Source organism: Allobrachymonas chironomi DSM 19884, from assembly GCF_000374625.1.
Lineage (GTDB): Bacteria > Pseudomonadota > Gammaproteobacteria > Burkholderiales > Burkholderiaceae_C > Brachymonas > Brachymonas chironomi.
In genome coordinates, this window is sequence record NZ_KB894776.1 from 1 (window position 1) to 26,748 (window position 26,748).

The following is a 26,748-nucleotide window of genomic DNA, read 5'->3' on the forward strand; positions in this document are numbered from 1 at the left end:
CACGGTCAAGCCGTCGATGACGGCCTGTTGCAGTACCTGTCGCCGCTCGGCTGGGAGCACATCAACCTGACCGGCGATTACCTCTGGCGCAGCAGCGCCAAGATCGGCGCGGGCAAGTTCAGGCCGCTACGGCCGCTGCAACCGGCTTAGCGTGCTTTATTTTCCGTTTTCTGAGACGACCCCAAGTTCCGCCGCTGAACATTTCACCCGATAAAGAAAACGGGCCTGCAGGATGCACCTGCAGGCCCGTTGGCTTTTCAGCGCCTGTCCAGGCAGATCAGCCGATCCACTTGCGGGCATTCACCCACAGCTGCATCCACGGGCTGAAGCCGGTCTTGTCACCGGCCTGGGCCGGATCGGTCCAGCTCATCTGCAGCTGGCGGAACACGCGCTCGGGATGCGGCATCATGGCAGTGAAGCGACCGTCGGCGGTGGTGACAGCTGTCAGGCCGCCGGGGCTGCCGTTCGGGTTGAACGGATAGGCCTCGGTCGGCTGGCCGTGGTTGTCCACGTAGCGCATGGCCTTGTGCACCTGGGCGTGGTCGCCCTGCACCGCGAAGTTGGCAAAGCCTTCGCCGTGCGCCACGGCGATCGGCAGGCGGCTGCCGGCCATGCCCTGCAGGAAGATGCTGGGGGAATCCAGCACTTCGACCATGCTCAGGCGCGCCTCGAAGCGAGCGCTCTGGTTGTGCGTGAAACGCGGCCAGTGCTCGGCACCGGGGATCATGCCGGCCAGTTCGGCAAACATCTGGCAGCCGTTGCAGACGCCGAGGGCAAAGGTGTCCTGGCGTGCAAAGAACTGCGCAAAGGCATCGCGCAGCACCGGGTTGAAGGTGATGCTGCGCGCCCAGCCCACGCCGGCACCCAGGGTGTCGCCGTAGCTGAAGCCGCCACAGGCAACCACGCCCTGCACATCGTCCAGCTTGACGCGGCCGGTCTGCAGATCGGTCATGTGCACATCGAGTGCCTCGAAACCGGCACGGTCAAAGGCGTAGGCCATTTCCACGTGCGAGTTGACGCCCTGCTCGCGGACCACGGCCACGCGCGGACGGCTGGTGTGCACGGCAGGCGCCTCAGGCGTGAAGGTCAGGTGCACGTGCATGCCCGGATCGCCCTTGGCGCCAGCAGCCTGGTGTTCGCTGTCGGCGCAGGCCGGGTTGTCGCGCTGCTGGGCAATTTTCCAGCTCACGCTGTCCCACACCTGGTGCAGGTCTTCCAGTTCGGCACTGAAGATGTTTTGCGCATCGCGCCAGATCGAGAGTTGGCCCTTGCCGGCATCGACCTCGGAACTCTCGTTGCGCACGCTGCCGATGAAGTGGCTGCAGCCGCCCAGACCATGCGCGTTCAGCACCTGCATGACATCGTTGCGGTCTTCCTTGCGCACCTGCAGGATCACGCCCAGCTCTTCGTTGAACAACGCCTTGAGCGTTTCTTCGTGGCGGCGGCCCGAGGTCTGTTGCGCCCAGTTCTTGGCTTCGCCGCTGTCCAGACGGCTGTCGCTGAGGCCATCGCCGTGCGCCAGCAGCATGTCCACCGTCAGGGCCACACCGACATGACCGGCAAAGGCCATTTCGGCCACGGCTGCCAGCAGGCCGCCGTCGCTGCGGTCGTGGTAGGCCAGGATCTTGCCCTGCGCGCGCAGGGTGTTGACGGCCTGGACCAGGGCGATCAGGTCTTTCGCCTGATCCAGATCCGGCACGATGTCACCGCCCTGCCCCAGCACCTGGCTCAGGATGCTGCCGGCCATGCGCTGCTGGCCTCGACCCAGATCGATCAGCAGCAGACGGGTATCGGGCGTGTCGCGGTCCAGCTGCGGCGTGAGCGTGCCGCGCACGTCTTCCAGCGTGGCAAAGGCGGTAATGACCAGGCTGACCGGCGAGACCACCTTGCGCGCCTGGGCTGCGCCTTCGGCAGAAGGGTCCTGCCACTGGGTGCGCATGGACAGCGAGTCCTTGCCCACCGGAATCGAGATGCCCAGCTCGGGGCACAGCTCCATGCCCACGGCCTGCACCGTGCGGTACAGCGCGGCATCTTCGCCGGCTTCGCCGCAGGCGGCCATCCAGTTGGCGGACAGCTTGACGCGCGGCAGTTCGATCGGAGCGGCCAGCAGGTTGGTGATGGCCTCGGCCACGGCCATGCGGCCGGAAGCGGGCGCATCGAACACGGCCAGCGGTGTGCGCTCGCCCATGCTCATGGCCTCGCCGGCCACACCGGCGTAATCGGCCAGGGTCACGGCCACATCGGCGACCGGAATCTGCCACGGACCGACCATCTGGTCGCGGTGCGTCAGGCCCCCCACGGCGCGGTCGCCAATGGTGATGAGGAAGCGCTTGCTGGCCACGGTCGGGTGGCTCAGCACCTGGATGATGGCCTGCTGCAGGTCCAGATCGCCGGTATCCAGCGGCATGCCGTGGTGGATGATGGTTTGCACATCGCGCTGCATCTTGGGCGGCTTGCCCAGCAGCACGTTCATCGGCATGTCGACCGGCAGGTCTTGATCGACAATCTTGCCAGAGTCCAGATCGACCGCGCCCACATGCAGGTGGCGCTCGTCGGTGGTGACGCCGACTACGGCAAACGGGCAGCGCTCGCGCTCGCACAGGGCGCGGAACTGCTCCAGGCTTTCCGGGGCGATTGCCATCACGTAACGTTCCTGGCTCTCGTTGCACCAGATTTCCTTGGGTGCCAGACCGGTTTCTTCCAGCGGCACGCTGCGCAGGTCAAAACGCGCGCCACGGCCGGCATCGTTGACCAGTTCGGGGAAGGCATTGGACAGGCCGCCGGCCCCCACGTCGTGGATCGCCAGGATCGGGTTGTGCTCGCCCATGGCCCAGCAGTGGTTGATCACTTCCTGCGCACGACGCTCGATTTCCGGGTTGCCACGCTGCACCGAGTCGAAGTCCAGGTGGGCCGCGTTGGCACCGCTGCTCATCGAGCTGGCCGCACCGCCGCCCATGCCGATGCGCATGCCCGGGCCGCCGAGCTGGATCAGCAGCGTGCCGGCCGGGAATTCGATCTTGTGCGTCAGGCCGGCATCGATGCTGCCCAGGCCACCGGCGATCATGATCGGCTTGTGGTAGCCCATCTGGCGCACCTGCACGCCCTCCTGCGTGCGGCTGACGATGGTCTGCTCGTATTCGCGGAAATAGCCGGTCAGGTTGGGACGGCCGAATTCGTTGTTGAAGGCGGCACCACCCAGCGGGCCTTCGGTCATGATCTGCAGCGGGCTGGCGATGTGCTCGGGCTTGCCGCCCGGCTGGTCGCTCATGCCGCCCCACAGTTTCGATACCGTGAAGCCGGTCAGGCCGGCCTTGGGACGCGAACCGCGGCCGGTGGCACCTTCGTCACGGATTTCGCCGCCAGCGCCGGTCGAGGCGCCGGGGAACGGCGAAATCGCCGTCGGGTGGTTGTGCGTTTCCACCTTCATCAGCACGTGCTGCAGCTTGTCCTGGGCGCGGTAGCGCATGCCGTGGCCGGTGGATTCATCGGCCATGAAACGCTGGCTGACCGTGCCCTCCATGATGGCGGCGTTGTCCGAATAGGCCACGATGGTGTGCTGCGGCGATACCTTTTCGGTATTGCGGATCATGCCGAACAGGCTCAAGTCCTGTTTTTCGCCATCGATGGTGAATTCGGCATTGAAGATCTTGTGGCGGCAATGTTCGCTGTTGGCCTGCGCGAACATCATCAGTTCCACGTCGGTCGGATTGCGCTTGAGCTCCTGGAAGCCCTGCAGCAGGTAATCGATCTCGTCGTCGGCCAGCGCCAGGCCCCAGTCGCGGTTGGCCTGCTCCAGCGCGGCACGGCCACCTCCCAGCACATCGACGTGCTCCATCGGCACCGGGTCCAGGTGGGTGAACAGGCTGTTGGCGGCATCCAGCGTGGGCAGCACGCTTTCGGTCATGCGGTCGTGCAGCAGCGCGGCAATCTGTTCCAGCTGGCCATCCTTCAGCTTGCCGCCCTGTAGCGTGTATACGGTACCGCGCTCGATGCGGCGCACGCTGGCGGCATCGGTCAAGCCGCAGTTGCGCGCAATATCGGTCGCCTTGGAGGCCCAGGGCGACACGGTGCCAACGCGCGGCGTGATGACGATACTGGCCAGCGGCTGGCCAGCGGTTTCGGCCGGCTCGCCATAGGTCAGCAGCTGCTGCAGCGCCTGCTGACTGGCCGCATCCAGCGGTTGGTCGCTTTCAACCCAGTACATGAACTGGCCGGTGATGGCTCGCACACCGGGAGCGATCGCCTGGATCTGGCTCAGGAGTTGCTGGGAACGGAAATGGGTGAGAGCGTTGCCGCCCTCGAAACGGGTAATGGTTGTCTGCATGGAAATGAGAGGCAACAGGCAGCTGATGTAAACCGCCATTGTAATCGGCGGGCATGTCGGTGGGGGCTTCGTGGGCATTCCCCACGCACTTGTGCCCGTGCTTCAGGTGAGCACTTCCCAGGGCACGATGCAATCGGTGTCGAGCTGCTGCAGCCGCAGCGCCTGCAAGCCGAAAACCTGGCGCAACAGGGTATCGTCCAGCACCTGTGCCGGCTGGCCGTGCGCCTGGATGCGGCCCTGCTGCAAGACACAGACCTGGTGGCAGAAACGCGAGGCCAGCGTCAGGTCATGCAGCACCACGGCGATTGCCATGCCCTGCCCCGCCAGCTGGCGCAGCAGGCCCATGATCTGCAGCTGGTGCGCCGGATCGAGCGCGGCCAGCGGTTCGTCTGCCAGCAGGATCGGGGTTTCGGTGGCCAGCGCACGTGCCAGCAGCACGCGGGCGCGCTCGCCGCCGGACAGCGTCTGTACATTGCGGGTGGACAGGTGCTGGCAGTCGGTCAGCGCCATGGCCCGCTGGATGGCGGCTTCGCCAGCGGGACGCTCGGCATCGCCATGCGGCAGCCGGCCCAGCGCCACCACATCGGCTACCGGTAGCGGCCAGTGCACCTGCTGGCCTTGCGCCAGATAGGCGATGTGGCGTGCGCGCTCGCCGGCCGACCACTGCGCCAGCGGCCGATCCTGCAGCAGGATGCGGCCCTGGCTGGCCGGCGCCATGCCGAGCAAGGTGCGCAACAGGCTGGTCTTGCCGGCGCCGTTGGGGCCGAGAATGCCGAGCAGCTGGCCGCTGCGCAGTTCCAGATCGATACCGTGCAGCAGCGTACGCTTGCCGGCCTCCATCTGCACGCCTTGCATCTGCATCATCAGCGCACTCATGCCGACCTCCGGTGCAGGCCCAGGATCAGCGACAGGAAGAACGGCGCGCCAATCAGCGCCGTCAGCACGCCGAGCTTGAGTTCCTGGCCATCGTTGTAGGCCAGGCGCACGCCGATATCGGCCAGCAGCAGCAGGATGGCCCCGGCCCAGGCCGATACCGGCAGCAACGCGGCGGGATCGGCCTTGACGAAGGGGCGCATCACATGCGGTGCCACCAGCCCGACAAACCCGATGCTGCCCGCGACCGACACCGCTGCGCCCACGCTGCAGGCCGTGCCGGCCAGCACCAGCAGACGCAGTTGCGGCAGACGGATGCCCATGGTGTGTGCGGTTTCCTCGCCCAGCGCCAGCGCCTGCAGGCCACGGCGCGATTGCCACAGCAAGAGCAGGCCGAGCACGATCGCCGGCACGCCCAGTGCCACTTCACGCATGCTGCGATCCGCCAGCGAGCCCATCATCCAGAACACGATTTCCTGCAGCGCAAAGGCATTGCGCGACCAGTTCATCACCAGCGCAATCAGTGCGCTGCAGAGCGAGGAAATCGCCACGCCGGCCAGAATCAGCGTGGTGGTGTCCTGGTTGCGCTGCGCCAGCAGCAGCACCAGCAGCACCGCCAGCGCGGTACCGGCCATGCCGGCCAGCGGCAGTGCCAGCGCGGCCATCTGCGCCAGGCCGGTGTAGAGCGCGATCACGGCACCCAGCGCGGCGCCGCTGGTGACGCCCAGCAGGCCGGGTTCGGCCAGCGGGTTGCGCAACAGGCCCTGGAGTGCGGCACCGGACATGCCCAGTGCGGCACCCACCGCCACGCACAGCACGGTACGCGGCAGGCGCAGATCCCAGAAGATGCGGCTGGGCACCCAGTCACCAGCCAGCACGCCTTGCAGCAGGCGCAGCGGCGACATGTCCACATAGCCAATGGTGAGCGACAGCAGGCATAGCGCCAGCAGCACCAGCCCGGCCAGCAGCCAGCGGACGAGCGACCAACGGGCGCGACCCGGCATGGCAGAGAATTCGGAAACAGTCATGGCAGCGATTATCGGCCCTGGCGCTGCTGTGCCATGCGCGCTGCCGTATCCAGACTCCAGAGGCCGCCGCAGATGGTGGTGCGGGTCTGCATCGTCAGGCTGTCGAGCGCGGTGTGCTGCAGCGCCGGGTGCAGCTGGTCCCGCGGCACCACGCTGGGCATGTCGCTGGCGTAGTCGGGCGTGAGCATCAGATCGGGGTGGGTGGCCACCAACCGCTCCAGCGGCAGATAGCCATAGCCGGTCAGGCCGGCCTCGACGCCGGCATTGCGGTAGCCGGCCAGTTCGATCAGCTCGTTCATCAAGGTGCCTGTGCCGGTGCTGTAGCCCTGCCAGCTGCGCTCGGCCGCTACCGGCCATGGCGCGGCTTGCTGCTGCGCCGCCTGTTGCAACTCCAGCTGGCGCTGCTGTAGCGCCTGCACCAGCGCCCTGCCCTTGGCCGATTCTCCCACGGCATCAGCGACCAGCGTGATCTGCTGCTGCACCTCGGCCAGGCTGCTGGCCAGCGGCACTTCCAGCACCGGAATGCCCAGCGAGCGCAGCATCTGCGTGGTGTAGCGTGCCGTGTAACGGCCCACCAGCACCAGATCCGGTTTGAGCAGCAGCACCTCTTCGGTATCGCCACGGACTGCAGGCAGCGCACGCGCCTGCGGCTCCAGCACCGACAGGCCGGGATCGTGCGCCAGCCGGCTGACCGCGGCAATGCGCTGTGGTTCCACCAGCTGCAGCAGCAGCTGGTCGGTGCACAGGTTGAGGGAGACGATACGTTCGGGGTGACCCGGAATGGCCGCTGTCGCCTTGGGTTGCGACGGCCCGGGTTGACAGCCGGCCAGCGCCGCCGCCACGCAACCCGCGGCCAGCCAGCGTCGGGCGTGGCGCAGCATCGGGCGGCGAAGCGGACGGCTGGACATGGTCAATTACCTGAAGTCCCAACGGTAGCCAAGGCGGATTTCACGGCCCGGCATGTTGTAGTTATGGACTTCTTCATAGTAGCGGTCGAACAGGTTGTCCACGCTCAGGCTGACCGTCTGGCGCTTGTCGATGACATAGCCCAGGCTCATGTCCCACAGCGTGTAGCCGCCACGTTCAGCCTTGGATTTCCAGCTCTTGCCGTTGTAGCGGGTACCGAGGCGGGCATGCAGCCTGTCCCAGTTGCCGACCAGGGCGGCACGTGCGGTGTTCTTGGGCACGTACTCCAGGGGCGACCAGACACTGCCATTGCGCTGTTCGCTGCGGAAGCTGTGGGTATAGCCCAGATCCAGATGCAGATTCGGGTTGAACTGCCATTGGCCTGTCAGCTCGACGCCGCGCATGCGCGCCTCGTCGGCATTGCGCCAGCTCTTGAGGCCGGGGCTGACATCGTAGGCGACGATCTTGTCCTTGACGCGCGTGTGGTAGAGCGTCAGGTCCATGTTCCAGTTTTCGCGCTCGATACCGATACCGGCATCGACACTGACACTGCTTTCGGGATCCAGACTGGCATTGCCGACATAGGTGATCGGCACCGGATACCATTCCTTGGTAGCCTCATCATATTTCCAGTCGCTGCCAGAGTACTCGCCAGACAGCTTCCAGGCGCTGGGCGCACTGAAGCCCTTGCCGGCCGAAGCATGCAGCGAGATGCCCGGTGCCACTTCCTGCTTGATGCCGGCGCTGGGGCTGAACTGACTGAACTCGCGGCTTTGCGTCACGTTGCCCAGGCCATCGGTCGGCAGCGTGGACATGGTAATGCGGTCATAACGCCCACCCACGTAGAAGTTGGTCCTGCCCTCGTTCAGGTTGACGTTCTGTTGCGCATACAGGCCATGCGTCTTCAGCTTGCTGTCCGGGTTATAGGAGAAAGTCCAGGGCGGCGTGCCACTGCGTGCGCTGGCTTCGGTCTGGTTGTAATCGTAGCCAAACACCAGCTTGTAGCCGTCGGCCCAGTCCCATTCGTCCTTGAGTTGCAGGCCGTGCCACTTGATGCGCGAATCGTAGGATTGGGCCAGGCTGCTGTCTTTACGGAGATCGTAGTTGACGTAGTTTTCCTTGCCGGTATAGGCTGCGGCAGACAGCGTGTGTTGTCCCAGCTCGCCTTGCAGCGTCAGGCTGTACAGGTCGCGTTCGGCATCCTTGCTGGTCTCGAACTGCTTGATTTCCGGATCGGGGCCGGGGTTCTGCACGTCATCGGCACGGAACAGGTCGGCGCGCGCATCCAGCGTCCAGCCCGGTGCCAGTTCGGCACCCAGGCGCAGGCCATGGCTGTGCTTCTTGTAGCCGCTGAACTCCATGGTCTGACCGCGACCATCCTTGTAGTCGCGGCGTTTTTCCCAGTTGCCAAAATAGTCGAAATTGAGCGTCTCGTTGATGGCACCACCGATATCCGCCTCGACCTGGCGCAAGTTGTGGTTGCCGGCAGAGACGCCCACACCGCCCTCAATCTCCCCGGTACGACGCACCGGAATCACGTTGATCACGCCCGACATGGCCTGGGAGCCATACAGCGAAGATGCCGGGCCTTTCATGACCTCGATGCGCGCCACGCCGTTGACCGGCATGAAGCTGAGGTTGTTGTTGACGGCCGGAATGCCGTTCTGCAGGATCAGCGTCTGCATGCTTTCGCCAGTCATCGGCGAACTCGGCGTAAAGCCGCGCATGCCGACCGAGCCACTCATGCCCGGGTAGCGCTTGGTGTCCACGTTGGTCGTCTTGCCCAGCAGATCGGCCAGTTCACGATGCGGCGTGCGCTCGATCTCCTGGCGTGTCACCACCTCGATGCGCTGCGGCGTGTCCTTCAGCGGCATCGGTGCGCGCGCGCCGGTGACGACCACGCGGTACGGTTCGTCCTGCGGGCTGGCTGCAGCCACTTGCAAGGCCGACTCGACGGCATCGGGCTGGACGGTTTGCGCCACGGCAGCGGCAACCGGAGTCAGGCAGATCAGCAGACCTGCCAGGCGAATGGAATGAGGATGGAGTTTCAAGGCCTGTTCTCGTATCGATAGGCCGTGCTGCATGCGACAGGTCGGTCGTGGTGGCTGGCCGACAGCATCTGCCGGACCAAGCCTTGCCGCCGTGTCTGCTACCCCGCAGACGGCCAGGTTTTCCGCTGCCATCACCCTGTCATGGCAGCACATGCAACTCAGGCCGGTATCCGGACTCGCAAGTCTTGATGCATCGCCTTCCCGCCATCCGCGCCGGTTGCCGCATTGCACGGCACCGCATGGAATCTGCAGTGGCTGCCACCTGACATGGCCTGATGCACCCTCACTCGCTTACCGTTGCGGGGGCAGTCCGGGCATTGTGCGCTGGGCACGCACCCGGTTCCCGTTTAACCTGCCAGCCGGGTCATTCCGGCATCACAGGCACCTGGGTCTTGTCACCGGCATGGTGCCGGCAAGTGTCGGATTGTAAATGCAAAGCGCCACCTTGTCCGCCTGTTGTGCAGGCCCGACAATCCCTGCTGCCTGCGGTGTCCCGCTATTCCTAGGATAATTGCACCCCATGAGCATCAAGATCCATACCCCCGAAGAAATCGAACACATGCGTGTCGCCGGCCGCTTTGCCGGTGAGCTGCTCGACTACCTGGCGCCCTTTGTCGTGCCGGGTGTCACCACCAACGAGCTGGACCGCCTGTGCGCCGAATACACCACCTCGCGCGGCTCGGTATCGGCACCGCTGAACTACGCGCCGCCCGGCCATACGCCCTACCCCAAGTCCATGTGCACCTCGGTCAACCACCAAGTCTGCCACGGCATCCCCAATGACAAGCCGCTCAAGAAAGGCGATATCGTCAACATCGACGTGACGCCGATCACCAACGGCTGGCATGGCGACAGCAGCCGCATGTACATCGTTGGCGGTGAGGAAGCGGCTCCGCCGTTTGTCTCGCGTCTGGTGCGCGTGACCTACGAATCGATGTGGCTCGGCATCCAGCAGGTCAAGCCGGGGGCGCACCTGGGCGACATCGGCCACGCCATCCAGCAGTACGTGGAAGGCCACGGCTACAGCGTGGTGCGCGAGTTCTGCGGCCACGGTACCGGCCAGGAATTCCACACCGAGCCGCAGGTGCTGCACTATGGCAAGCCCGGCACGCTCGAAGAGCTGCAGCCCGGCATGATCTTCACCATCGAGCCGATGGTCAATGCCGGTCGCCGCGAGATCAAGCAGGGGCCGGATGGCTGGGCGATTGTCACCAAGGACCGCTCCCTGTCCGCCCAGTTCGAGCACACGCTGGTCGTTACCGAGACCGGCTACGAGGTACTGACGGTATCGCCCGGCATGCCGGCACTGCCGGATTTCGTCAGTTCCACCAAGACCTGATCCGCCACATTTTTTGCAGACCCGCATGCCGCAGACTCTCGCCCCTCTTTCCCCGGAAACACTGGCCGGTCTGCGCACCGGCTACCAGCAGGACAAGGAGGCCCTGTTCGCGGCCTTTGCTGCCAGTGGCCGCAAGCTGCGTGCGCTGCGCAGCGTCAACACGCTGTGGCGCAAGCTCACGCGCCTGACCGACCGCATGCTGACCACATTGTGGCGTGCGCACGGCCTGCAGCGCGGCGGCCTGCTGCTGGCAGCCGTGGGCGGCTATGGCCGTGCCGAGCTGTCGCCCTACTCCGATGTGGATGTGCTGATCCTGCTGCCCGATGGCCTGGACCTGGCTGGCAACCCGGAGCTGAAGGAGCGTGTCGAAAACTTCATCAGCTGCTGCTGGGATACCGGCCTGCAGATCGGCTCCAGCGTGCGCACGCTGCAGGAATGCATCGCCGAATCGCAGGCAGACATCACGATCCAGACCGCCCTGCTGGAGCGGCGCTACATCACCGGATCGCGCAAGCTGTTCACGCAGCTCAGCGCCGCCTGCGACAGCGCCATGCAGCCCTACGCCTTCTACCTGGCCAAGACGCTGGAAATGCGCCAGCGCCACGCCAAATACGACAACACGCCCTACTCGCTGGAGCCCAACTGCAAGGAATCGCCCGGCGGCCTGCGCGATCTGCATGTGCTGCTGTGGGTGGCCAAGGCTGCCGGTTACGGCAACAGCTGGGACAGCATCCTGCAAAGCGGCCTGCTGACCGATTACGAGGCGCGCCAGATCAAGCAGACCTATGCCATGCTGGGCATGATCCGCAGCCAGCTGCACCTGGTAACGCGCCGCCACGAGGATCGCCTGCTGTTTGATGTGCAAACCAGTGTGGCCGAACAGCTCGGCTACACCACCCAGTCACGCACCACGCGCACCGGCCCGGATCGCAATCCGATCCGTCCGAGCGAAGCGCTGATGCGGCACTACTACTGGACAGCCAAGGCCGTGGTACAGCTGAGCCAGATCCTGCTGCTCAACATTGCCGAGCGCCTGCGTGACAGCGGCCATACCTACGATTACGATCCGGCTCCGGTGACGGAAGCCATGCGCGCGCTGCAGCAGCGCCAGCAGGACAAGGCTGCAGCCGCAGCCGCCGAAGAGGCCTCGCCGCTGCAGCAGCAATCCGTGGTCAACCCGGTGGCCAGTACCGCACTGACCCGGCTGGACTACCTGCCGCGCCAGATCGATCGGCCGCGCCGCAAGATCAATGAGCGCTTCTTCGATACCGATGGCCTGCTCGACGTCGCCACCGACGATCTCTACCAGCGCCATCCGCACGCGATTCTGGAAACCTTTCTGGTGCTGCAGCGCGAAGTCGGCATCCAGGGCCTGTCGGCACGCACGCTGCGGGCGCTGTACAACGCGCGCGCCCTCATGGACAGCCGCTTCCGGCGCGATCCGGTCAACCGCCAGCAATTCCTGCAGATCCTGCAGGCCCCGAGCGGCGTGACGCAGGCGCTGCGCCTGATGAACCAGACCTCGGTGCTGGGCCGCTACCTGTGGGTGTTCCGCAAGATCGTCGGCCAGATGCAGCACGACCTGTTCCATGTCTACACGGTGGACCAGCACATCCTGATGGTGGTGCGCAACGTGCGGCGGTTTTTCAAGGCCGAGCATGCGCATGAATACCCGCTGTGTTCGCAGTTGGCTGCCGGCTGGGATGCGCCCTGGATTCTCTCTACCGCCGCGCTGTTCCACGATGTGGCCAAGGGCCGTGGCGGCGACCATTCGCAGCTGGGCGAAATCGAGATTCGCCGCTTCTGCAAGACACATGGCATCGGCAAGGACGATACCGAGCTGCTGGCCTTTCTGGTGCGCGAACACCTGACCATGAGCCAGGTCTCGCAAAAGCAGGACCTGAACGATCCCGAGGTGATTACCCGCTTTGCCCGGCTGGTCGGCAGCGAGCGTTACCTGACGGCGCTCTATCTGCTGACCGTGGCCGATATCCGCGGCACCAGCCCGAAGGTATGGAACGCCTGGAAAGGCAAGCTGCTGCAGCAGATGTACCAGAGCACGCAGCGTGTGCTGGGCGGCCATATTCCCGATGCCGATGCGCTGGTGGAAGCCCGCAAGCGCGAGGCGCTGATCGAGCTGGCACGCCACTCCATGCCGCACAACGGCCATGTGAAGCTGTGGCAGACGCTGGATGTGCGCTATTTCATGCGCCACGAAAGCGGCGACATCGCCTGGCACACGCGTCATCTGGCACGCCATGTAGGCGAAGGCAAGACGATTGTGCGCGCACGCCTGTCGCCGCATGGCGAGGGCCTGCAGGTAATGGTGTACACGCCGGACGAACCGGATCTGTTTGCCCGCATCTGCAGCTTTTTCGAGCGCGGCTCGTTCAGCATTCTGGATGCACGTGTACACACCACCAGTGACGGCTGCGCGCTCGACACCTTCCTGATGGTCACCGCCATCATGCCGGAGCACTACCGCGAGTTCATCACCATGGTAGAAACCTCGCTGACACAGACGCTGGAAAAGCGTGAACCGCTGCGCGAACCCGGCCGCACACGCCTGTCGCGCCGCGTCAAGGAATTTCCGATCACGCCCTATGTGAAGCTGGCCCCTGATGACAAGGGCCAGAACTGGCTGCTGACCATCAACACCAGCGACCGCATCGGCCTGCTCTACCGCATCACGCGCGTACTGGCGGCCAACGGTATCGCGCTGGAGCTGGCCAAGATCTCCACCATGGGCGAGCGCGTGGAAGACACCTTTCTGATCCATGCGCCGGAGCTGTCTTCCACCCGATTCCAGACCGAACTGGAGCACCAGCTGCTGGAAGCGCTGGATACCAACTGATTCCCGCCTGCCGCTGTTCCATGGCCGTGTCACCGGGCATGGTTACAATGCGGCGGCATAGCCATTGCCACGGACAAACGACATGACCCAAACGACTCACGACACCACCCGCATCGACGATACCCGTATCCGCGCCGTGCGCCCGCTGCTGACACCGGCCCTGCTGCAAGAAAGCCTGCCGGTCAGCGATACGCTGATCGACCGCGTGGAGCAACAGCGCCGCGCCATCAGCGATGTGCTGCATGGCCGCGATGACCGCCTGATCGTGGTGGTGGGGCCCTGCTCCATTCACGACCATGACCAGGCCATGGAGTACGCGCGCCGCCTGCAGCCGCTGGCGCAGGAGCTGGCCGACGACCTGCTGGTGGTGATGCGCGTGTATTTCGAGAAGCCGCGCACCACGGTGGGCTGGAAAGGCTATATCAACGATCCGCACCTGGATGGCACGTTTGCCATGAATGAAGGCCTGGAGCGCGCACGCCGCCTGCTGCTGGAAGTGGTGGAGCTGGGCCTGCCGGCCGGCACCGAGTTCCTGGACCTGCTGAGCCCGCAGTTCATCAGCGACCTGATCGCCTGGGGCGCGATTGGTGCACGCACCACGGAAAGCCAGAGCCACCGCCAGCTGGCGTCGGGCATGAGCTGCCCGGTGGGCTTCAAGAACGGGACCGATGGCGGCGTCAAGGTGGCGGTAGACGCCATTGTTTCGGCGCAATCTCCCCATGCCTTCATGGGCATGACCAAGATGGGCCAGGCCGCGATTTTCGAGACGCGCGGCAATGACGACTGCCACGTGATCCTGCGCGGCGGCAAGACCCCCAACTACGATGCCGCCCACGTGCAGGCCGCCTGTGAGGCGCTGCAGGCCAGCCAGTTGCGCCCGCAGGTGATGATCGACCTGTCGCACGCCAACAGCAGCAAGCAGCACCAGCGCCAGATCGACGTCGCCTCCGACGTGGCCAGCCAGATCGCCGGCGGCGATGCGCGTATCACCGGCGTGATGATCGAAAGCCACCTGGAAGAAGGTCGTCAGGATCTGGGCAAGGGGGAGCTGAAGCGCGGTGTGTCGATTACCGATGCCTGCATCAGCATGGAGCAGACCGAACCGGTGTTGCGCGAGCTGGCGGCGGCGGTGCGCAAGCGTCGGGCGGGCTGAGCCTGTCTACCTGTCCTGCCTCATCGGGGCGGGGCCTCTTCTTTTATAATGGCGCGTTGCCGACCGGTCACGCCCGGTAACCCTGCCCGGGTGATGGAATTGGTAGACATACCGGACTTAAAATCCGGAGCCGCAAGGCGTACGGGTTCGACCCCCGTCCCGGGCACCATGACTATTGCAGGGGTGTTTTTCACCAATCTGCCGGTGTCATGACCTCCTCCCCCTTCCTCCTGATGGCCATTCCGGCCGTGGTCGCCCTGGTCGGCGGCTTGCTGGCGGCCGTCTGGTCACCCGGCCACCAGACGCGCAGCATGATCCAGCACTTTGCCGCCGGTGTCGTGCTGGCCGCCCTGGCGGTAGAACTGCTTCCAGAAATCGCCCGCGAACACCCTCAGCCCTGGCACATCATTGCTGCCTTTGCCGCTGGCAGCTTGTTCATGTACGGCCTCAAGTTGTGGAGCCTCCGGCCGGCAGCCTGCTGCTGGCGCAAGTCTCGCACGACACCATCGGCACCGTCCTGTCCTTCAGTGCCGCGGCTCTGCTCTATCTGGTAACCGAAGAGCTGCTGATGGAGGCCCACGAAGTGGAAGAAAAGTCCTACTTCACGCTGATCCTGTTTGGTGGCTTCCTGACATTCTGGTGTATCCAGTTGCTGGGGCAAGGCTGAGCATATAGCAACCATGACAAAACCAACTCCCAAAACCATCCAGATTTTTCTGCCAGGCGGTAGTCCAACAGGCATTCGCGTCGCTGAAATAACGACACGTATCGTCCAGGTATTTGACATCCCGAGAAAGCTGCTGGCTGACTTCCTGAAGATGCCGGAAAGTCAACAGGTAGGCGTTTATTACCTGGTTTCAAAGCCGGAAGACGGTAGTGAGCCACAAGTCTATGTGGGTCAATCGGGTGACCTGCAGACGCGTCTCAAAGGGCATGACACGCAGAAAGATTTCTGGGAGCGCGCGCTGGTCATGATTTCCCGCACCAACTCCCTGACCCAGACACATGCCCTGTTTCTGGAATGGCACAGCCTTCAGACGATTCGCAAGATTGATCGCTACTCTGATTTGAACGGCAATGCAGGGTCACGCCCCTACACGCCTGCTCCCATGGAAGCCGATTGCCACGAAATATTCGAAACGGGGCAAATCCTGCTCGCTACCTTGGGGTATCCGATGTTTGACCCATTGGTGCAAACAAGCAAGCCGGATGAGCCAGAAGAATATTTCTATTGCAAATCTGGCGGAACCCAGGGTCGAGGGCTGTATACCGAAGAGGGTTTTGTCGTGTTGACAGGCTCGGTTGGCCGCAAAAGCCATGTCCCCTCAATCAGGGGAACCAGTACCGCCAATCTTCGGGACAAGCTACTGGAAGATGGGGTCATGAAGGCGGTAGGAGATACCGTGATCTTTACCAAAGACCATCTATTCCGCTCGCCCAGCATGGCAGCAGCGGCCATACTGGGACGTACAGCCAATGGCTGGCAAGAGTGGAAAGATGAAGAAGGCAGGACGCTGGATGCAGTGAAGCGTCAAGCCCCACTGCCGTGAACTCTTCGGTGATACGGAAGGCCGGTGAATCTCTCGGTTTACCGCCTTACCAATACACCTTCGCCCCACGCATCTCTTGCAGCGCCGGCATGATTTCTTCCACGGCCAGATAGCCAATGCGCTCTTCCCAGCCAGCCGCTGCACCCGCGGCAAACGCCGTAGCCGGTTGCTGCACCGCCAGTTGCTGCAGCAATTCGCGGCTGACCACGGCGTCGTTCATCAGGCCCAGCGCTTCCTGCACGTCGCGGTAGGAGCCCAGGAATTTCTTCACGCGCGCGGCCGGGTACAGGCTGGAGAAGAATTCGGCGCTGTAGCGCAGTTTCTTCACATGCTTGCGCAGCGTATGGCGTTCGGGTTCGTCCAGCTTCTCCCAGCGCTTGGCGTACTTTTCCACCGCCGACAGGCGCTTGTCCAGCGCGGCATGGGCAAAATCCTTCAGCGTCACGCCTTCGGCGGCCGCGTCTTCCGGATGGTCCACATGCAGCCAGGCCAGCAGATGCAGCAGCAGCGTGCCGATGCGCGGCGAATGCATCGTCGTGCGCACCTTCTGGATCAGCTCCTCGCGTTGCTGCAGCAGTGCCTGCTGCACCACATGCAGCGGAATCTTGCCTTCAAAGGCCGGCTCGATGCGCGCCAGGGTTTCGTGTACCAGCACATCGCGGTCACGCACATCCCCCAGCATCTGGGCCAGAGACTGCAGGCCGGTTTCCAGACGGTTCCAGGTGGCATCATCCGGCAGCGCGGAAAACGCCTTGTTGGCCGAGCGCATGCGGCGAATCGCCACGCGCGCCTGGTGGATGAATTCCATGTCATCGCCCTGGCCTACCCACGGCAGGTTGGCCTGCAGGTGGCGCAGGCATTCCATCTTGATCAGGCGGCGCGCCTCGACCGGCGTCATGTCGGGTAACAGCTCGGGCAGCTTGGCCCCTTCCGGCTTGATCGGTGTCTGCGTGAACAGGCGCGAACCGCGCTCGGCCTTGCTGCGCGGCTGCGGCAGCAGCGGAAACGCCTTGGCCAGCGTCAGCGCCACGCCAAACACCGCCTCGATCCTGCCCTGCTTGAGTTCGACCTCGACCTCGTTCACCACGGTGCTGCGGTCATCGCAGGAGATATGGCCGATGTCCAGCGCAATCTCGACGATATTGCCCTGCTTGTCCTCCACCTCCCACAGCGTGCGCTGGATGCGCGTGGTGAATGCCGGCTGCAGGCGCGTGGCGATCTTGTCATCGCACAGGAAGTTGCGCGCGTCCAGATCGGCGATATTCGCCAGCTCCAGCGCCGGGCCATGCGTGATGTGCTCGAACTCGGCACGCGCATTCAAGCCGCCACCGGCACTCTGGCCGTACTTCACGGTCTGGATCCACTGCTCGCCCTTCTGGCGCAGGCGCAGCCCCATCTCGCGGCGCTGCAGGTCCATGTTCGGCGTATCGTAATAAATGCTCAGCAGATCCTGCTGTACCGCCTTGCCGGCGGCGGGCAGCAATTTGGGCAGCTTCTGGATAAAGGCAGCGTTCAGCTCTGCCGGCAAGGCCAGACAGAGTTCAATTTCCTGATCCATGGCGATCCCTTTCTCCTGTCACAATGGTTTGTCGCAAAGGACAAGGCTATCACGAAAGCCCTTGTGAATGATGACAAGCGAGCTGGCTCAGCCCTGCTGCGCCAGCAGATCCAGCATGCCCTGCTGGTCCAGCACCGGGATGCCCAGTGTCTGTGCCTTGTCCAGCTTGCTGCCGGCTTCCGCCCCGGCGACGACGTAATCGGTCTTCTTGCTCACGCTGCCGGTGACCTTGGCGCCGGCGGCTTCGAGCAGTTCCCGGGCCTCGTCGCGGCCCATGGAAGGCAGCGTGCCGGTCAGCACAAAGGTCTTGCCGGCCAACGGGCTGGCGCTGGCCAGGGCAGCCGCCTCGCCTGCCGATTCCGGCCAATGCACACCCAGCGCACGCAGGCGTTCCAGTACTTCGCGGTTGTGCGGCTCGGCCAGGAAGCGCAGCAGGCTGTCAGCCACTACCGGCCCCACATCGGGTACCTGCAGCAGCGCTGCCTCATCGGCCTGCAGCAGGGCATCGAGGCTGCCAAAGTGGCGTGCCAGGTCCTTGGCCGTGGTTTCGCCCACATGGCGGATGCCCAGGCCGTAGACAAAGCGGGCCAGCGTGGTGGATTTGCTCTTTTCCAGCGCATCCAGCAGGTTGTGCGCAGATTTCTCGCCCATGCGTTCCAGCCCGGACAAGGTGTCCAGCTGCAGCGTGTACAGATCGGGCAGGCTGTGGATGATTTCGCCATCCACCAACTGCTCCACCAGCTTGTCGCCCAGACCTTCAATGTCCAGCGCGCGGCGCTGGGCAAAGTGCAGCACCGCCTGCTTGCGTTGTGCGCTGCAGTAGATGCCGGCAGTGCAGCGGGTATCGACCTCACCCTCTTCCCGCGCCACGGCGCTGCCGCAGACCGGGCAGGCATCGGGCATGGCAAACGGCACTGTGCCCTCGGGGCGCTGCTCCAGCACCACCGACACCACCTCGGGAATCACGTCGCCGGCGCGACGCACCACCACGGTGTCGCCAATGCGCACATCCTTGCGATTGGCCTCTTCCTGGTTGTGCAGCGTGGCGTTGGTGACAGTCACGCCGCCCACGAACACCGGTTCCAGCTTGGCTACCGGCGTCAGCTTGCCGGTACGGCCCACCTGCACGTCGATATCGCGCACCACGGTCAGCATTTCCTGCGCCGGGTACTTGTGCGCCACGGCCCAGCGCGGTTCGCGGCTGACAAAACCGAGCTGGCGCTGCAAGGCGATGCGGTTGACCTTGTAGACCACGCCGTCGATATCGAACGGCAGGCTGTCACGACGTTCGGCAATCTGCTGGTGAAAGGCGATCAGGCCCTGCGGGCCCTGGCTGACCACACGTTCTTGGGACACCGGCAGGCCGAAGGCCGCAAAGGCATCGAGCACACCGCTGTGGCTGTCGGGCATGGCCTCCCAGCCCTGCACCTCGCCCCAGGCGTAGGCATAGAAACTCAGCGGGCGCTGCACGGTGATGGCCGGATCCAGCTGGCGCAGCGAGCCGGCGGCGGCGTTGCGCGGGTTGACAAAGGTTTTCTCGTTCCTGGCACCGCGGGCGATTTTCTCGCGCTGACGTTCGTTCAGCGCCTCGAAGGCATCGCGCCGCATATAGACTTCGCCGCGCACTTCCAGCACTGCCGGCAGCGCCTCGCCGCGCAGGCGCAGCGGAATCTGGCGGATGGTGCGCACGTTCTGCGTGATGTCTTCGCCGGTTTCACCATCGCCCCGGGTTGCGGCCTGCACCAGCACGCCCTGCTCGTAGCGCAGGTTGACCGCCAGGCCGTCAAACTTGAGCTCGGCCGCGTACTCGACCGGAGGCTCTGCCGGCGTCAGGCCCAGCTCCTTGCGCACCCGTGCATCAAAGGTGGTGACGCCGCTGGCTTCGGTATCGGTCTCGGTGCGGATCGACAGCATGGGTACGGCATGGCGCACAGCGGCAAAGCCCGGCAACAGCTGTCCCAGCACCCGCTGGGTGGGCGAATCGGCAGTCAGCAACTCCGGATACTGCTGCTCCAGCGTCTGCAGCTCCTGGAACAGGCGGTCGTACTCGGCATCGGGCAGTTCGGGCGCGGCCAGCGTGTAGTACAGATAGGCATGGTGGTGCAACTGCGCACGCAGGGCTGCGGCACGCTCGCGCGCCTGCAGCAGCGGATCGGGCTGCGCCCCGAACAGGTCGGGCGTGCTCATGAGAACAGGCGGCGCGCCAGGTCGGAACCGGCCGGAAAACCGTGCGCATCCAGCTCCTGGTACAGGCCTTCGAGCTCCTGCGCAATCTTCTCCATCGATTCCGGCATGATGCGGATGCCATTGCCGTCGGTGACATTGCCGCCCATGTCTTCGGCCAGCTGCAGCGCGATCTCGCACATGCGTGCAAATGGACGTTCCTCGGCGGGAACATGCGTGACTTCCAGACCCAGCAGCGTCTCGTAAATGGCGGATTGCTCCAGGTCTTCGGCCAGCGCTGCCTGGGTGTCGTATTCCAGGCTCAGCAACGGGGCTGCGCCTTCGGTGGCGGACGGCAGCACCAGACGGCCCGGCAAGGCCCCCGGCACGAAACCGTGGCGCGCCACGGTCTGCTGCAGGTAGCCAATGCTCCAGGCGGCCTGTCGTGCACGCAGCACAAAGTGCAGACGCGCATCGTGGCTGGCGGCAAACTGGTCCAGTTCGCGTGCGCGATGCACCTCGTTGCGCATGTCGGGGATGCGCGCAGAGCCATTGATGGCATCGGCAAAATCCTGCGCCTTGAGCGTGAATTCGGAAAAACCGATGTCGTTCAGTGCGCCACTGCGGTTGGCCAGCTGCACGCCGGCCTGGAAGCCGTTGTACAAGTGGCCGGGCTGCGGGTATTCCCACTCGCCGGAGTCCTTGAGACGGCCTTCCACCGCAAACGGCTTGTTGTCCACGCGGCGTGTCGCCGGCAGGGCCGACAAGGCGGCATCGCCGGAGACCAGCGCGCCCTCATCAAGCAGGATCGGTGCCAGCGCATCCAGCAGCGGATCCAGCATCAGGCGGCGCTCCTGGTGGACCGGTACCTGCAGCGTGATTGGGGTGGCGGCCTCATCGGCGGCCAGCGTGGCGGCATCGCCCAGTTGCGGTTCCTGGCGCTCGGCTTCGCCGGGCACGATGGCGCCGGCATCGGCGGTTTCATGCAGCGGCGTGGCGGTTTCGGGCTCGGCCTTGCGCGGACGCGCCTTGCGTGCCTGCAGCACGTTGTGCAGTACCAGGCCTGCCAGCACCACGCCACCTGTTGCCGCCAGACCGATTTGTAGGGAGTAACTCATGGGATTTCCGTATGACTTGGCCGTATCTTAGGTCAAACCGGCTCGGAATCGGCCATGGAGACAGCCGATTCCATATCTACCGCAACGATGCGTGACACGCCCTGCTCCTGCATCGTCACGCCAATCAGCTGTCTGGCCATTTCCATGGCAATCTTGTTGTGGCTGATGAACAGGAATTGCGTTTCGGCGCTCATGCGCGTCACCAGCCGGGCATAGCGTTCGGTGTTGGCATCGTCCAGCGGCGCATCCACCTCGTCCAGCAGACAAAACGGGGCCGGATTGAGCTGGAAAATGGCAAACACCAGCGCGATCGCGGTCAGCGCCTTCTCACCCCCCGAGAGCAGGTGAATCGTCTGGTTCTTCTTGCCGGGCGGCTGTGCCATTACCTGCACGCCGGAGTCGAGGATTTCATCGCCGGTCATGATCAGCCTGGCCTGACCACCGCCAAACAGTTCGGGGAACATGCGGCCAAAGTGTTCGTTGACGGTGTCAAAGGTCGATCCCAGCAGTTCGCGTGTTTCGCCGTCGATCTTGCGGATCGCATCTTCCAGCGTGGTGATGGCATCGAGCAGGTCTGCCGACTGCGCATCCAGAAAGGTCTTGCGCTCGCGTGCGCTGACCAGCTCGTCCATGGCGGCCAGGTTGACCGCGCCCAGGCCGGCAATCTCGCGCTGGATGCGGTCGATCTCGCCCTGCAGCCCCTGCAGCTTGACGCCTTCTTCCTCGATCCCTTGCGCGATGGCTGCCTCATCGGCCTCGGCTTCCTGCAGCGACTGGCTGAACTGCTCCACGCCAAGGCGTGCCGCCTGCTCCTTCAACTGCAATTCGGTGATGCGCTGGCGCAGCGGGTCCAGCTCGCGCTCCAGCGTCAGGCGGCGCTCGTCGCTGGCGCGCAATCGGGCGCTCAGATCTTCATACTGGCTGCGGCGGGCCGCCAGATCCAGCTCGCGCTCGGCCTTGCGCTCCAGCGCGTCCTGCAGGCCGTCCTGCGCCTGATCGGCCGTCATGGCCTGCAGATCCTGGCGCGCCTGTTCCAGCTGGGCCTGCAGTGCTTGCGCCTGCTGGCTGGCCGTGGCCAGGGTGCGCTGCAACTCGGCCGCGCGCGATTGCAGGCTGCGGCGCGCAAACACCGCCTCCTGCGCCGAACGCTCCAGGCTGCGCTGCTGCTCGCGGCTGTCCGACAGCTTGCGCTCGGCAGCCATCACCTGATCCTCGGACTGGGCATGGCGCTCCTGCACATCGGCCAGCTGCATGTCGAGTTCCTCGAAGCGGCCTTCGGCAGTGGCGCGGCGGATTTGCAGCTCTTCCAGCAGCGCATCGATTTCTTCCAGGTCGGCACCGATCTGGGCGCTGCGCGCACGCATCTGTTCGGACTGCTCCTGCAAGCGCAGCTGCTCCACCTGTAGCGCGTGATGCGCCGATTGTGCATCGGCGGCCTCGCGGCGCACGCTGGCCAGACGCTGGCTGGCATCGGCATAGGCGGCATCGGCGCGCGACAAGGCCAGCCGCGCTTCTTCGTGGATCAGCTGCCGGGCACGCAGGGCCTTGTCCAGGTTATCGATCTCGTGGGCGCGCGCCAGCAGGCCGGCCTGTTCGCTGTCCTGGGCGTAGAAATCCACGCTGTGCGCGCTCACGGCATGGCCGGCGCGCACCAGAATCCGTTGCCCTGGCGCCAACTGCTGGCGCTGCGCCAGCGCCTCGTCGAGCGTGGCGGCCGCGTAGCAGCCGTGCAACCATTCGGCCAGCAAGCCCTGCAGACCGGCATCGTGCACGCGCACCTTGTCGATCAGGGCCGGCAGCGCCACCGCACCAGATGCCGTGATCGCGGTCGCCTGCGGCAGGCTGTAAAAGCCCAGCTTGGCCGGAGGCGCATCGCTGGCAAAGGCGCGAATGCTGTCCAGCCGCGATACCTCCAGCGCGCCCATGCGCTCGCGCAGCGCCGCCTCGATGGCGTTTTCCCAGCCGGATTCGACCTGCAGCCGCGACCACAGGCGCTGCATGCCGTCCAGCCCGTGCTTGTGCAGCCAGGGCGCGAGCTTGCCGTCGGTCTTGAGTTTTTCCTGCAGTGCCTTGAGCGCTTCCAGTCGTGCCGTCAGGTCGGCCAGCTTGCCCGATTCGCTGTTCAGGCCCTGCTGGGCATGGCGGCGCTGTTCGTCCAGCTGCGGCACCTGATCCTGCAGCTCGGCCCATCGGGCCTGGACCAGCTCCAGCTGCTCGCTGCTGCTGGCCAGCTGCGTCTCCATCTGCAGCAGGCGCGCTTCTTCCGGGGCGGCCAGCGCCTTGCGATCGCCCAGCAGGCGCTCGCGACGCTGGTTCTGCTGGCGCAGCTGCTCCTCGATACTGCGCTGCTCTGCGGCCAGTACCTGGATCTGCTGTTGCACCTGGCTGACGCTGGCGCGCAGTTCGTTGCTGCGCTGCTGGCTGTGACGCAAGGCTTCTTCCAGCGCCGGCAGCTGCATGGACTGCTCCTCGACCTGCGCCTGCAGGATCGCCTCGCGCTCTTCCGATTCCATGTCCTGTGCTGCCAGACCTTCCTGTTCGGCCTCGGCTTCCAGGCGGCGCTCGTCCCAGTGCGTGATCTGTTCCTGCAACTGCTGCAAGCGCAGTTCGGCACGCTGGCGGTTTTCTGTCACAAAACGGATCTCGGCTTCGAGCTTGCCGACTTCGGCCGTGGCCTCGTACAGCTTGCCCTGCGCCAGATTGACCTGATCACCGGCGGCATAGTGCGCCTGGCGAATACTTTCCAGCCCGGCTTCGGTGCTGCGCACCTCGGCCATGCGCTCTTCCAGTGCATTGCGGGCGGCCTCGGCCTCGGCCAGCACCTTGCCCTGGTCAACAGCGGCGTTGGCACGCTTCAGGTACCACATCTGATGCAGCCGGCGCGTACCCGTAGCCTGCAGCTGGTGGTATTTTTCTGCCACCTCGGCCTGTTTTTCCAGCCGGCTCAGGTTGCTGTCGAGCTCGCGCAGGATGTCTTCCACCCGCGTCAGATTCTCGCGCGTGTCGTTCAGCCGGTTTTCCGTCTCGCGGCGGCGCTCCTTGTACTTGCTGACACCCGCTGCCTCCTCCAGGAACAGGCGCATTTCCTCGGGCCGGCTCTCGATGATGCGGCTGATCGTGCCCTGGCCAATGATGGCGTAGGCGCGCGGCCCCAGGCCGGTGCCCAGGAACACGTCCTGCACATCGCGGCGGCGCACCGGCTGGTTGTTGATGAAGTAGCTGCTGCCGCCCTCGCGCGTGAGCACGCGCTTCACCGCGATCTCGGTGAACTGGCTCCACTGGCCACCGGCGCGGTGGTCCGCATTGTCAAACACCAGCTCCACCGACGAGCGCGAAGCCGGCTTGCGCGAGGTCGTGCCGTTGAAGATCACGTCCTGCATCGATTCGCCGCGCAACTCGCTGGCCTTGCTCTCGCCCAGCACCCAGCGCACCGCATCCATGATGTTAGACTTGCCGCAGCCATTGGGTCCGACCACGCCCACCAGCTGCCCGGGCAGCTCGAAATGGGTCGGTTCGGCAAAGGACTTGAAGCCGGAAAGCTTGATCGAATTCAGTCGCACGTTGTCAGGCGCAAAATCCGCGTACCGTTCAGCGAGCGGCACCCGGGCTCTTACAATACAGAGTCGGAAAAAAACGCATCATACCTGTTCCCCCCGCCGTCCCATGCGGCGGACTGCCAACCGTGCAACCATGAACCCCCGCCTGCGACTGCTGCAACCCTATCCCTTCGAGCGCTTGCGCCAGCTGTTCGACGGCATCACGCCCAACCCGGACTATTCCCCCATCAGCCTGGGCATCGGCGAACCCAGACACCCCACCCCGCCGTTCCTGAAACAGGCCCTGTGCGATGCCACCCTGGGCCAGCCGGGCCTGGCCGGCTATCCGGCCACTGCCGGAGAAGCGCTGCTGCGCGAGGCTTGCGCCCACTGGCTGCAGCGCCGTTATGGTGTGCAACTCGATCCGCTCACGCAGGTGTTGAGCGTCAACGGCTCGCGCGAGGCGCTGTTTGCCTTCGCCCAGACCGTGATCGATCCCGCTGCCGACGCCATCGTGCTGTGCCCGAATCCCTTCTACCAGATCTACGAAGGTGCCGCCCTGCTGGCCGGGGCCACCCCCTGGTACGCGCCCAGCTTGCCGGAGCGCAATTTTGCCGTGGACTGGGACAGCGTGCCGGACGACGTCTGGCAGCGCACCCGGCTGCTGTTCGTCTGCTCGCCCGGCAATCCCACCGGGGCTGTGATGCCGCTGGAAGAATGGCGCAAGCTGTTTGCGCTGTCGGATCGCTACGGCTTCGTGATGGCCTCGGACGAGTGCTACAGCGAGATTTATTTCCGTGATGATGCCCCGCTGGGCGGCCTGGAAGCAGCCATGCGCCTGGGCCGACATGACTTCCGCAAGCTGCTGATGTTCACCAGCCTGTCCAAGCGCAGCAATGTGCCGGGCCTGCGCAGCGGCTTTGTGGCCGGCGATGCCGAACTGATCCGATCCTTTCTGCTCTATCGCACTTACCACGGTTGCGCCATGAGCCCGGTGGTGCAGCGCGCCAGCGCCGCCGCCTGGAGCGATGAAGCCCATGTCACCGACAACCGTCGCCAGTACCGCGACAAGTTCGCCCAGGTCACGCCGCTGCTGTCTGACGTGCTGGACGTAGGCCTGCCTGATGCCGGCTTCTACCTCTGGGCCGGTATCGGACAGAGCTGTGGCGGCTCGGACGAAGCCTTTGCCCGTGCCCTGTACCAGCACTACCACGTGACGGTACTGCCCGGCAGCTATCTGGCCCGCGAGGCGCGTGGCCACAATCCGGGTGCCGGCCGCATCCGCATGGCCCTGGTGGCCGAAACCGAACCCTGCCTGGAAGCGGCACACCGCATCCGGGCCTTTGTCCAGGGACACCATCCCTGATTTTTCCGTCCTGACAGGAACTCCCCATGACGACCCAACTGCAAACCATCATCGAAAACGCCTGGGAAAGCCGCGCCGACATCAGCCCCTCCTCCGCCCCGAAGGAAATCGTGGACGCCGTGGAGCATGTGCTGGCAGAGCTGGACAATGGCAAGCTGCGCGTTGCCACACGCGAGGATGTCGGCAAATGGACGGTGCACCAGTGGATCAAGAAGGCCGTGCTGCTGAGCTTCCGTCTGCAGGACAACGTGCTGATGCGCGCCGGTGACCTGGCTTTTTACGACAAGGTGCCGACCAAGTTCGGTCGCATGAGCGACAACGAGCTGCAGGCCAGCGGTGTGCGCGTGGTGCCGCCGGCCGTGGCGCGTCGCGGCAGCTACATCGCGCCGGGCGCAATCCTGATGCCCTCCTACGTCAACATTGGTGCCTACGTCGATGAGGGCTCCATGGTCGACACCTGGGCCACTGTCGGCAGCTGCGCGCAGGTCGGCAAGCATGTCCACCTGAGCGGTGGCGTCGGTCTGGGCGGCGTGCTGGAGCCGCTGCAGGGCAAGCCGACCATCATCGAGGACAACTGCTTTATCGGCGCGCGCTCCGAGATCGTCGAAGGCGTGATCGTGGAAGAAAACTCCGTGATCAGCATGGGCGTGTATATTGGCCAGAGTACGCCCATTTATGATCGCGCCACCGGCGAAATCAGCTATGGCCGCGTACCGGCCGGCTCGGTGGTGATCAGCGGCTCGCTGCCCAAGGACGGTGGCCGCTACAGCCTGTATGCTGCCGTCATTGTCAAGCGGGTGGATGCCCAGACCCGCGCCAAGACCAGCCTGAACGATCTGCTGCGCGACTGATTTCCGCTGCCACAGGCCTGCGGGCGTGCCGGCCAGGCCGTGCACGCCCCTGTTTTTTTCCGGCAAACCACTGCCTTT

Annotated in this window: 17 protein-coding genes, 1 tRNA gene and 1 riboswitch; of the genes, 9 read left to right on the plus strand and 9 right to left on the minus strand. The window is 64.8% G+C overall.

Annotation, left to right across the window (positions count from 1 at the left end):
• Positions 1-150, plus strand: a 150-nt coding sequence (locus C513_RS14320) for a Tn3 family transposase (protein ID WP_018715988.1), incomplete at its 5' end; no start/stop codon positions are given.
• A gap of 127 nt (positions 151-277) precedes the next feature.
• On the opposite strand, the gene purL is transcribed toward C513_RS14320, so the two are convergent.
• The 5 genes from purL to C513_RS0110615 form a co-directional block, all read right to left on the minus strand.
• Entirely contained in the window at positions 278-4,324 is a 4,047-nt protein-coding gene (gene purL, locus C513_RS0110595) for a phosphoribosylformylglycinamidine synthase (protein WP_018715989.1), read from the minus strand.
• Positions 4,325-4,426: 102 nt separating this feature from the next.
• The gene (locus tag C513_RS0110600) at positions 4,427-5,200 is read right to left on the minus strand and encodes an ABC transporter ATP-binding protein (protein ID WP_018715990.1); all 774 of its coding nucleotides are present in this window, start codon (positions 5,198-5,200) and stop codon (positions 4,427-4,429) included.
• The gene (locus C513_RS0110605; protein ID WP_018715991.1) at positions 5,197-6,225 is read right to left on the minus strand and encodes a FecCD family ABC transporter permease; all 1,029 of its coding nucleotides are present in this window, start codon (positions 6,223-6,225) and stop codon (positions 5,197-5,199) included. The genes C513_RS0110600 and C513_RS0110605 overlap by 4 nt, the downstream gene beginning before the upstream one ends.
• A gap of 8 nt (positions 6,226-6,233) precedes the next feature.
• The gene (locus C513_RS13280) at positions 6,234-7,133 is read right to left on the minus strand and encodes an ABC transporter substrate-binding protein (protein ID WP_051084442.1); all 900 of its coding nucleotides are present in this window, start codon (positions 7,131-7,133) and stop codon (positions 6,234-6,236) included.
• A gap of 6 nt (positions 7,134-7,139) precedes the next feature.
• The gene (locus C513_RS0110615) at positions 7,140-9,182 is read right to left on the minus strand and encodes a TonB-dependent receptor plug domain-containing protein (protein ID WP_018715993.1); all 2,043 of its coding nucleotides are present in this window, start codon (positions 9,180-9,182) and stop codon (positions 7,140-7,142) included.
• 144 nt (positions 9,183-9,326) lie between these two features.
• Positions 9,327-9,586, minus strand: a riboswitch (cobalamin riboswitch).
• A 116-nt stretch (positions 9,587-9,702) separates the two neighbouring features.
• Here C513_RS0110615 and map point away from each other — a divergent pair.
• The 6 genes from map (at position 9,703) to C513_RS0110650 (ending at position 16,078) form a co-directional block, all read left to right on the plus strand.
• Positions 9,703-10,521: a type I methionyl aminopeptidase gene (map, locus tag C513_RS0110620; RefSeq protein ID WP_018715994.1), complete on the plus strand. Its 819-nt coding sequence runs from the start codon at positions 9,703-9,705 to the stop codon at positions 10,519-10,521.
• A gap of 25 nt (positions 10,522-10,546) precedes the next feature.
• Complete coding sequence (glnD, locus tag C513_RS0110625; protein ID WP_018715995.1) at positions 10,547-13,375, plus strand: [protein-PII] uridylyltransferase; 2,829 nt, start codon at positions 10,547-10,549, stop codon at positions 13,373-13,375.
• 82 nt (positions 13,376-13,457) lie between these two features.
• On the plus strand, positions 13,458-14,528 hold the full coding sequence (locus tag C513_RS0110630; protein ID WP_018715996.1) for a 3-deoxy-7-phosphoheptulonate synthase: 1,071 nt from the start codon (positions 13,458-13,460) through the stop codon (positions 14,526-14,528).
• 84 nt (positions 14,529-14,612) lie between these two features.
• Positions 14,613-14,697, plus strand: a tRNA-Leu gene (locus tag C513_RS0110635).
• A gap of 285 nt (positions 14,698-14,982) precedes the next feature.
• Positions 14,983-15,195: a ZIP family metal transporter gene (locus C513_RS14450; RefSeq protein WP_018715998.1), complete on the plus strand. Its 213-nt coding sequence runs from the start codon at positions 14,983-14,985 to the stop codon at positions 15,193-15,195.
• 13 nt (positions 15,196-15,208) lie between these two features.
• Positions 15,209-16,078 (plus strand): GIY-YIG nuclease family protein, encoded by an 870-nt coding sequence (locus C513_RS0110650; protein WP_018715999.1) that lies wholly within the window; start codon positions 15,209-15,211, stop codon positions 16,076-16,078.
• Between the two features lie 46 nt (positions 16,079-16,124).
• Here C513_RS0110650 and C513_RS0110655 read toward each other — a convergent pair whose 3' ends face one another.
• From C513_RS0110655 to smc, 4 genes are all read right to left on the minus strand, one after another.
• Positions 16,125-17,636, minus strand: coding sequence for a CYTH and CHAD domain-containing protein (locus C513_RS0110655; protein ID WP_018716000.1), 1,512 nt, complete (start codon positions 17,634-17,636; stop codon positions 16,125-16,127).
• 87 nt (positions 17,637-17,723) lie between these two features.
• Positions 17,724-19,823: an NAD-dependent DNA ligase LigA gene (ligA, locus tag C513_RS0110660; RefSeq protein ID WP_018716001.1), complete on the minus strand. Its 2,100-nt coding sequence runs from the start codon at positions 19,821-19,823 to the stop codon at positions 17,724-17,726.
• A complete protein-coding gene (locus C513_RS0110665) occupies positions 19,820-20,917 on the minus strand; it encodes a cell division protein ZipA C-terminal FtsZ-binding domain-containing protein (RefSeq protein WP_018716002.1) in 1,098 nt (365 codons plus the stop codon). The genes ligA and C513_RS0110665 overlap by 4 nt, the downstream gene beginning before the upstream one ends.
• Positions 20,918-20,949: 32 nt before the next feature.
• Positions 20,950-24,477, minus strand: coding sequence for a chromosome segregation protein SMC (smc, locus tag C513_RS0110670; RefSeq protein WP_026320766.1), 3,528 nt, complete (start codon positions 24,475-24,477; stop codon positions 20,950-20,952).
• Between the two features lie 130 nt (positions 24,478-24,607).
• On the opposite strand from smc, the gene dapC reads away from it, so the two are divergent.
• Positions 24,608-25,819: a succinyldiaminopimelate transaminase gene (gene dapC / locus C513_RS0110675; protein ID WP_018716004.1), complete on the plus strand. Its 1,212-nt coding sequence runs from the start codon at positions 24,608-24,610 to the stop codon at positions 25,817-25,819.
• Between the two features lie 26 nt (positions 25,820-25,845).
• Positions 25,846-26,670 carry a 2,3,4,5-tetrahydropyridine-2,6-dicarboxylate N-succinyltransferase gene (gene dapD / locus C513_RS0110680; protein WP_018716005.1) on the plus strand — a complete coding sequence of 275 codons (825 nt, stop codon included), beginning with the start codon at positions 25,846-25,848 and terminating at the stop codon, positions 26,668-26,670.
• Positions 26,671-26,748: the final 78 nt, after the last annotated feature.

Excerpts from the sequence above, each read along its gene's own strand:
- C513_RS0110605 (WP_018715991.1), bottom strand. The coding sequence starts at position 6,225 with ATGACTGTTTCCGAATTCTCTGCCATGCCGGGTCGCGCCCGTTGGTCG.
- C513_RS0110655 (WP_018716000.1), bottom strand. The coding sequence starts at position 17,636 with ATGGATCAGGAAATTGAACTCTGTCTGGCCTTGCCGGCAGAGCTGAAC.
- C513_RS0110600 (WP_018715990.1), bottom strand. The coding sequence starts at position 5,200 with ATGAGTGCGCTGATGATGCAGATGCAAGGCGTGCAGATGGAGGCCGGC.
- C513_RS0110665 (WP_018716002.1), bottom strand. The coding sequence starts at position 20,917 with ATGAGTTACTCCCTACAAATCGGTCTGGCGGCAACAGGTGGCGTGGTG.
- C513_RS13280 (WP_051084442.1), bottom strand. The coding sequence starts at position 7,133 with ATGTCCAGCCGTCCGCTTCGCCGCCCGATGCTGCGCCACGCCCGACGC.
- purL (WP_018715989.1), bottom strand. The coding sequence starts at position 4,324 with ATGCAGACAACCATTACCCGTTTCGAGGGCGGCAACGCTCTCACCCAT.
- map (WP_018715994.1), top strand. The coding sequence starts at position 9,703 with ATGAGCATCAAGATCCATACCCCCGAAGAAATCGAACACATGCGTGTC.
- ligA (WP_018716001.1), bottom strand. The coding sequence starts at position 19,823 with ATGAGCACGCCCGACCTGTTCGGGGCGCAGCCCGATCCGCTGCTGCAG.
- glnD (WP_018715995.1), top strand. The coding sequence starts at position 10,547 with ATGCCGCAGACTCTCGCCCCTCTTTCCCCGGAAACACTGGCCGGTCTG.
- C513_RS0110650 (WP_018715999.1), top strand. The coding sequence starts at position 15,209 with ATGACAAAACCAACTCCCAAAACCATCCAGATTTTTCTGCCAGGCGGT.
- dapD (WP_018716005.1), top strand. The coding sequence starts at position 25,846 with ATGACGACCCAACTGCAAACCATCATCGAAAACGCCTGGGAAAGCCGC.
- dapC (WP_018716004.1), top strand. The coding sequence starts at position 24,608 with ATGAACCCCCGCCTGCGACTGCTGCAACCCTATCCCTTCGAGCGCTTG.
- C513_RS0110630 (WP_018715996.1), top strand. The coding sequence starts at position 13,458 with ATGACCCAAACGACTCACGACACCACCCGCATCGACGATACCCGTATC.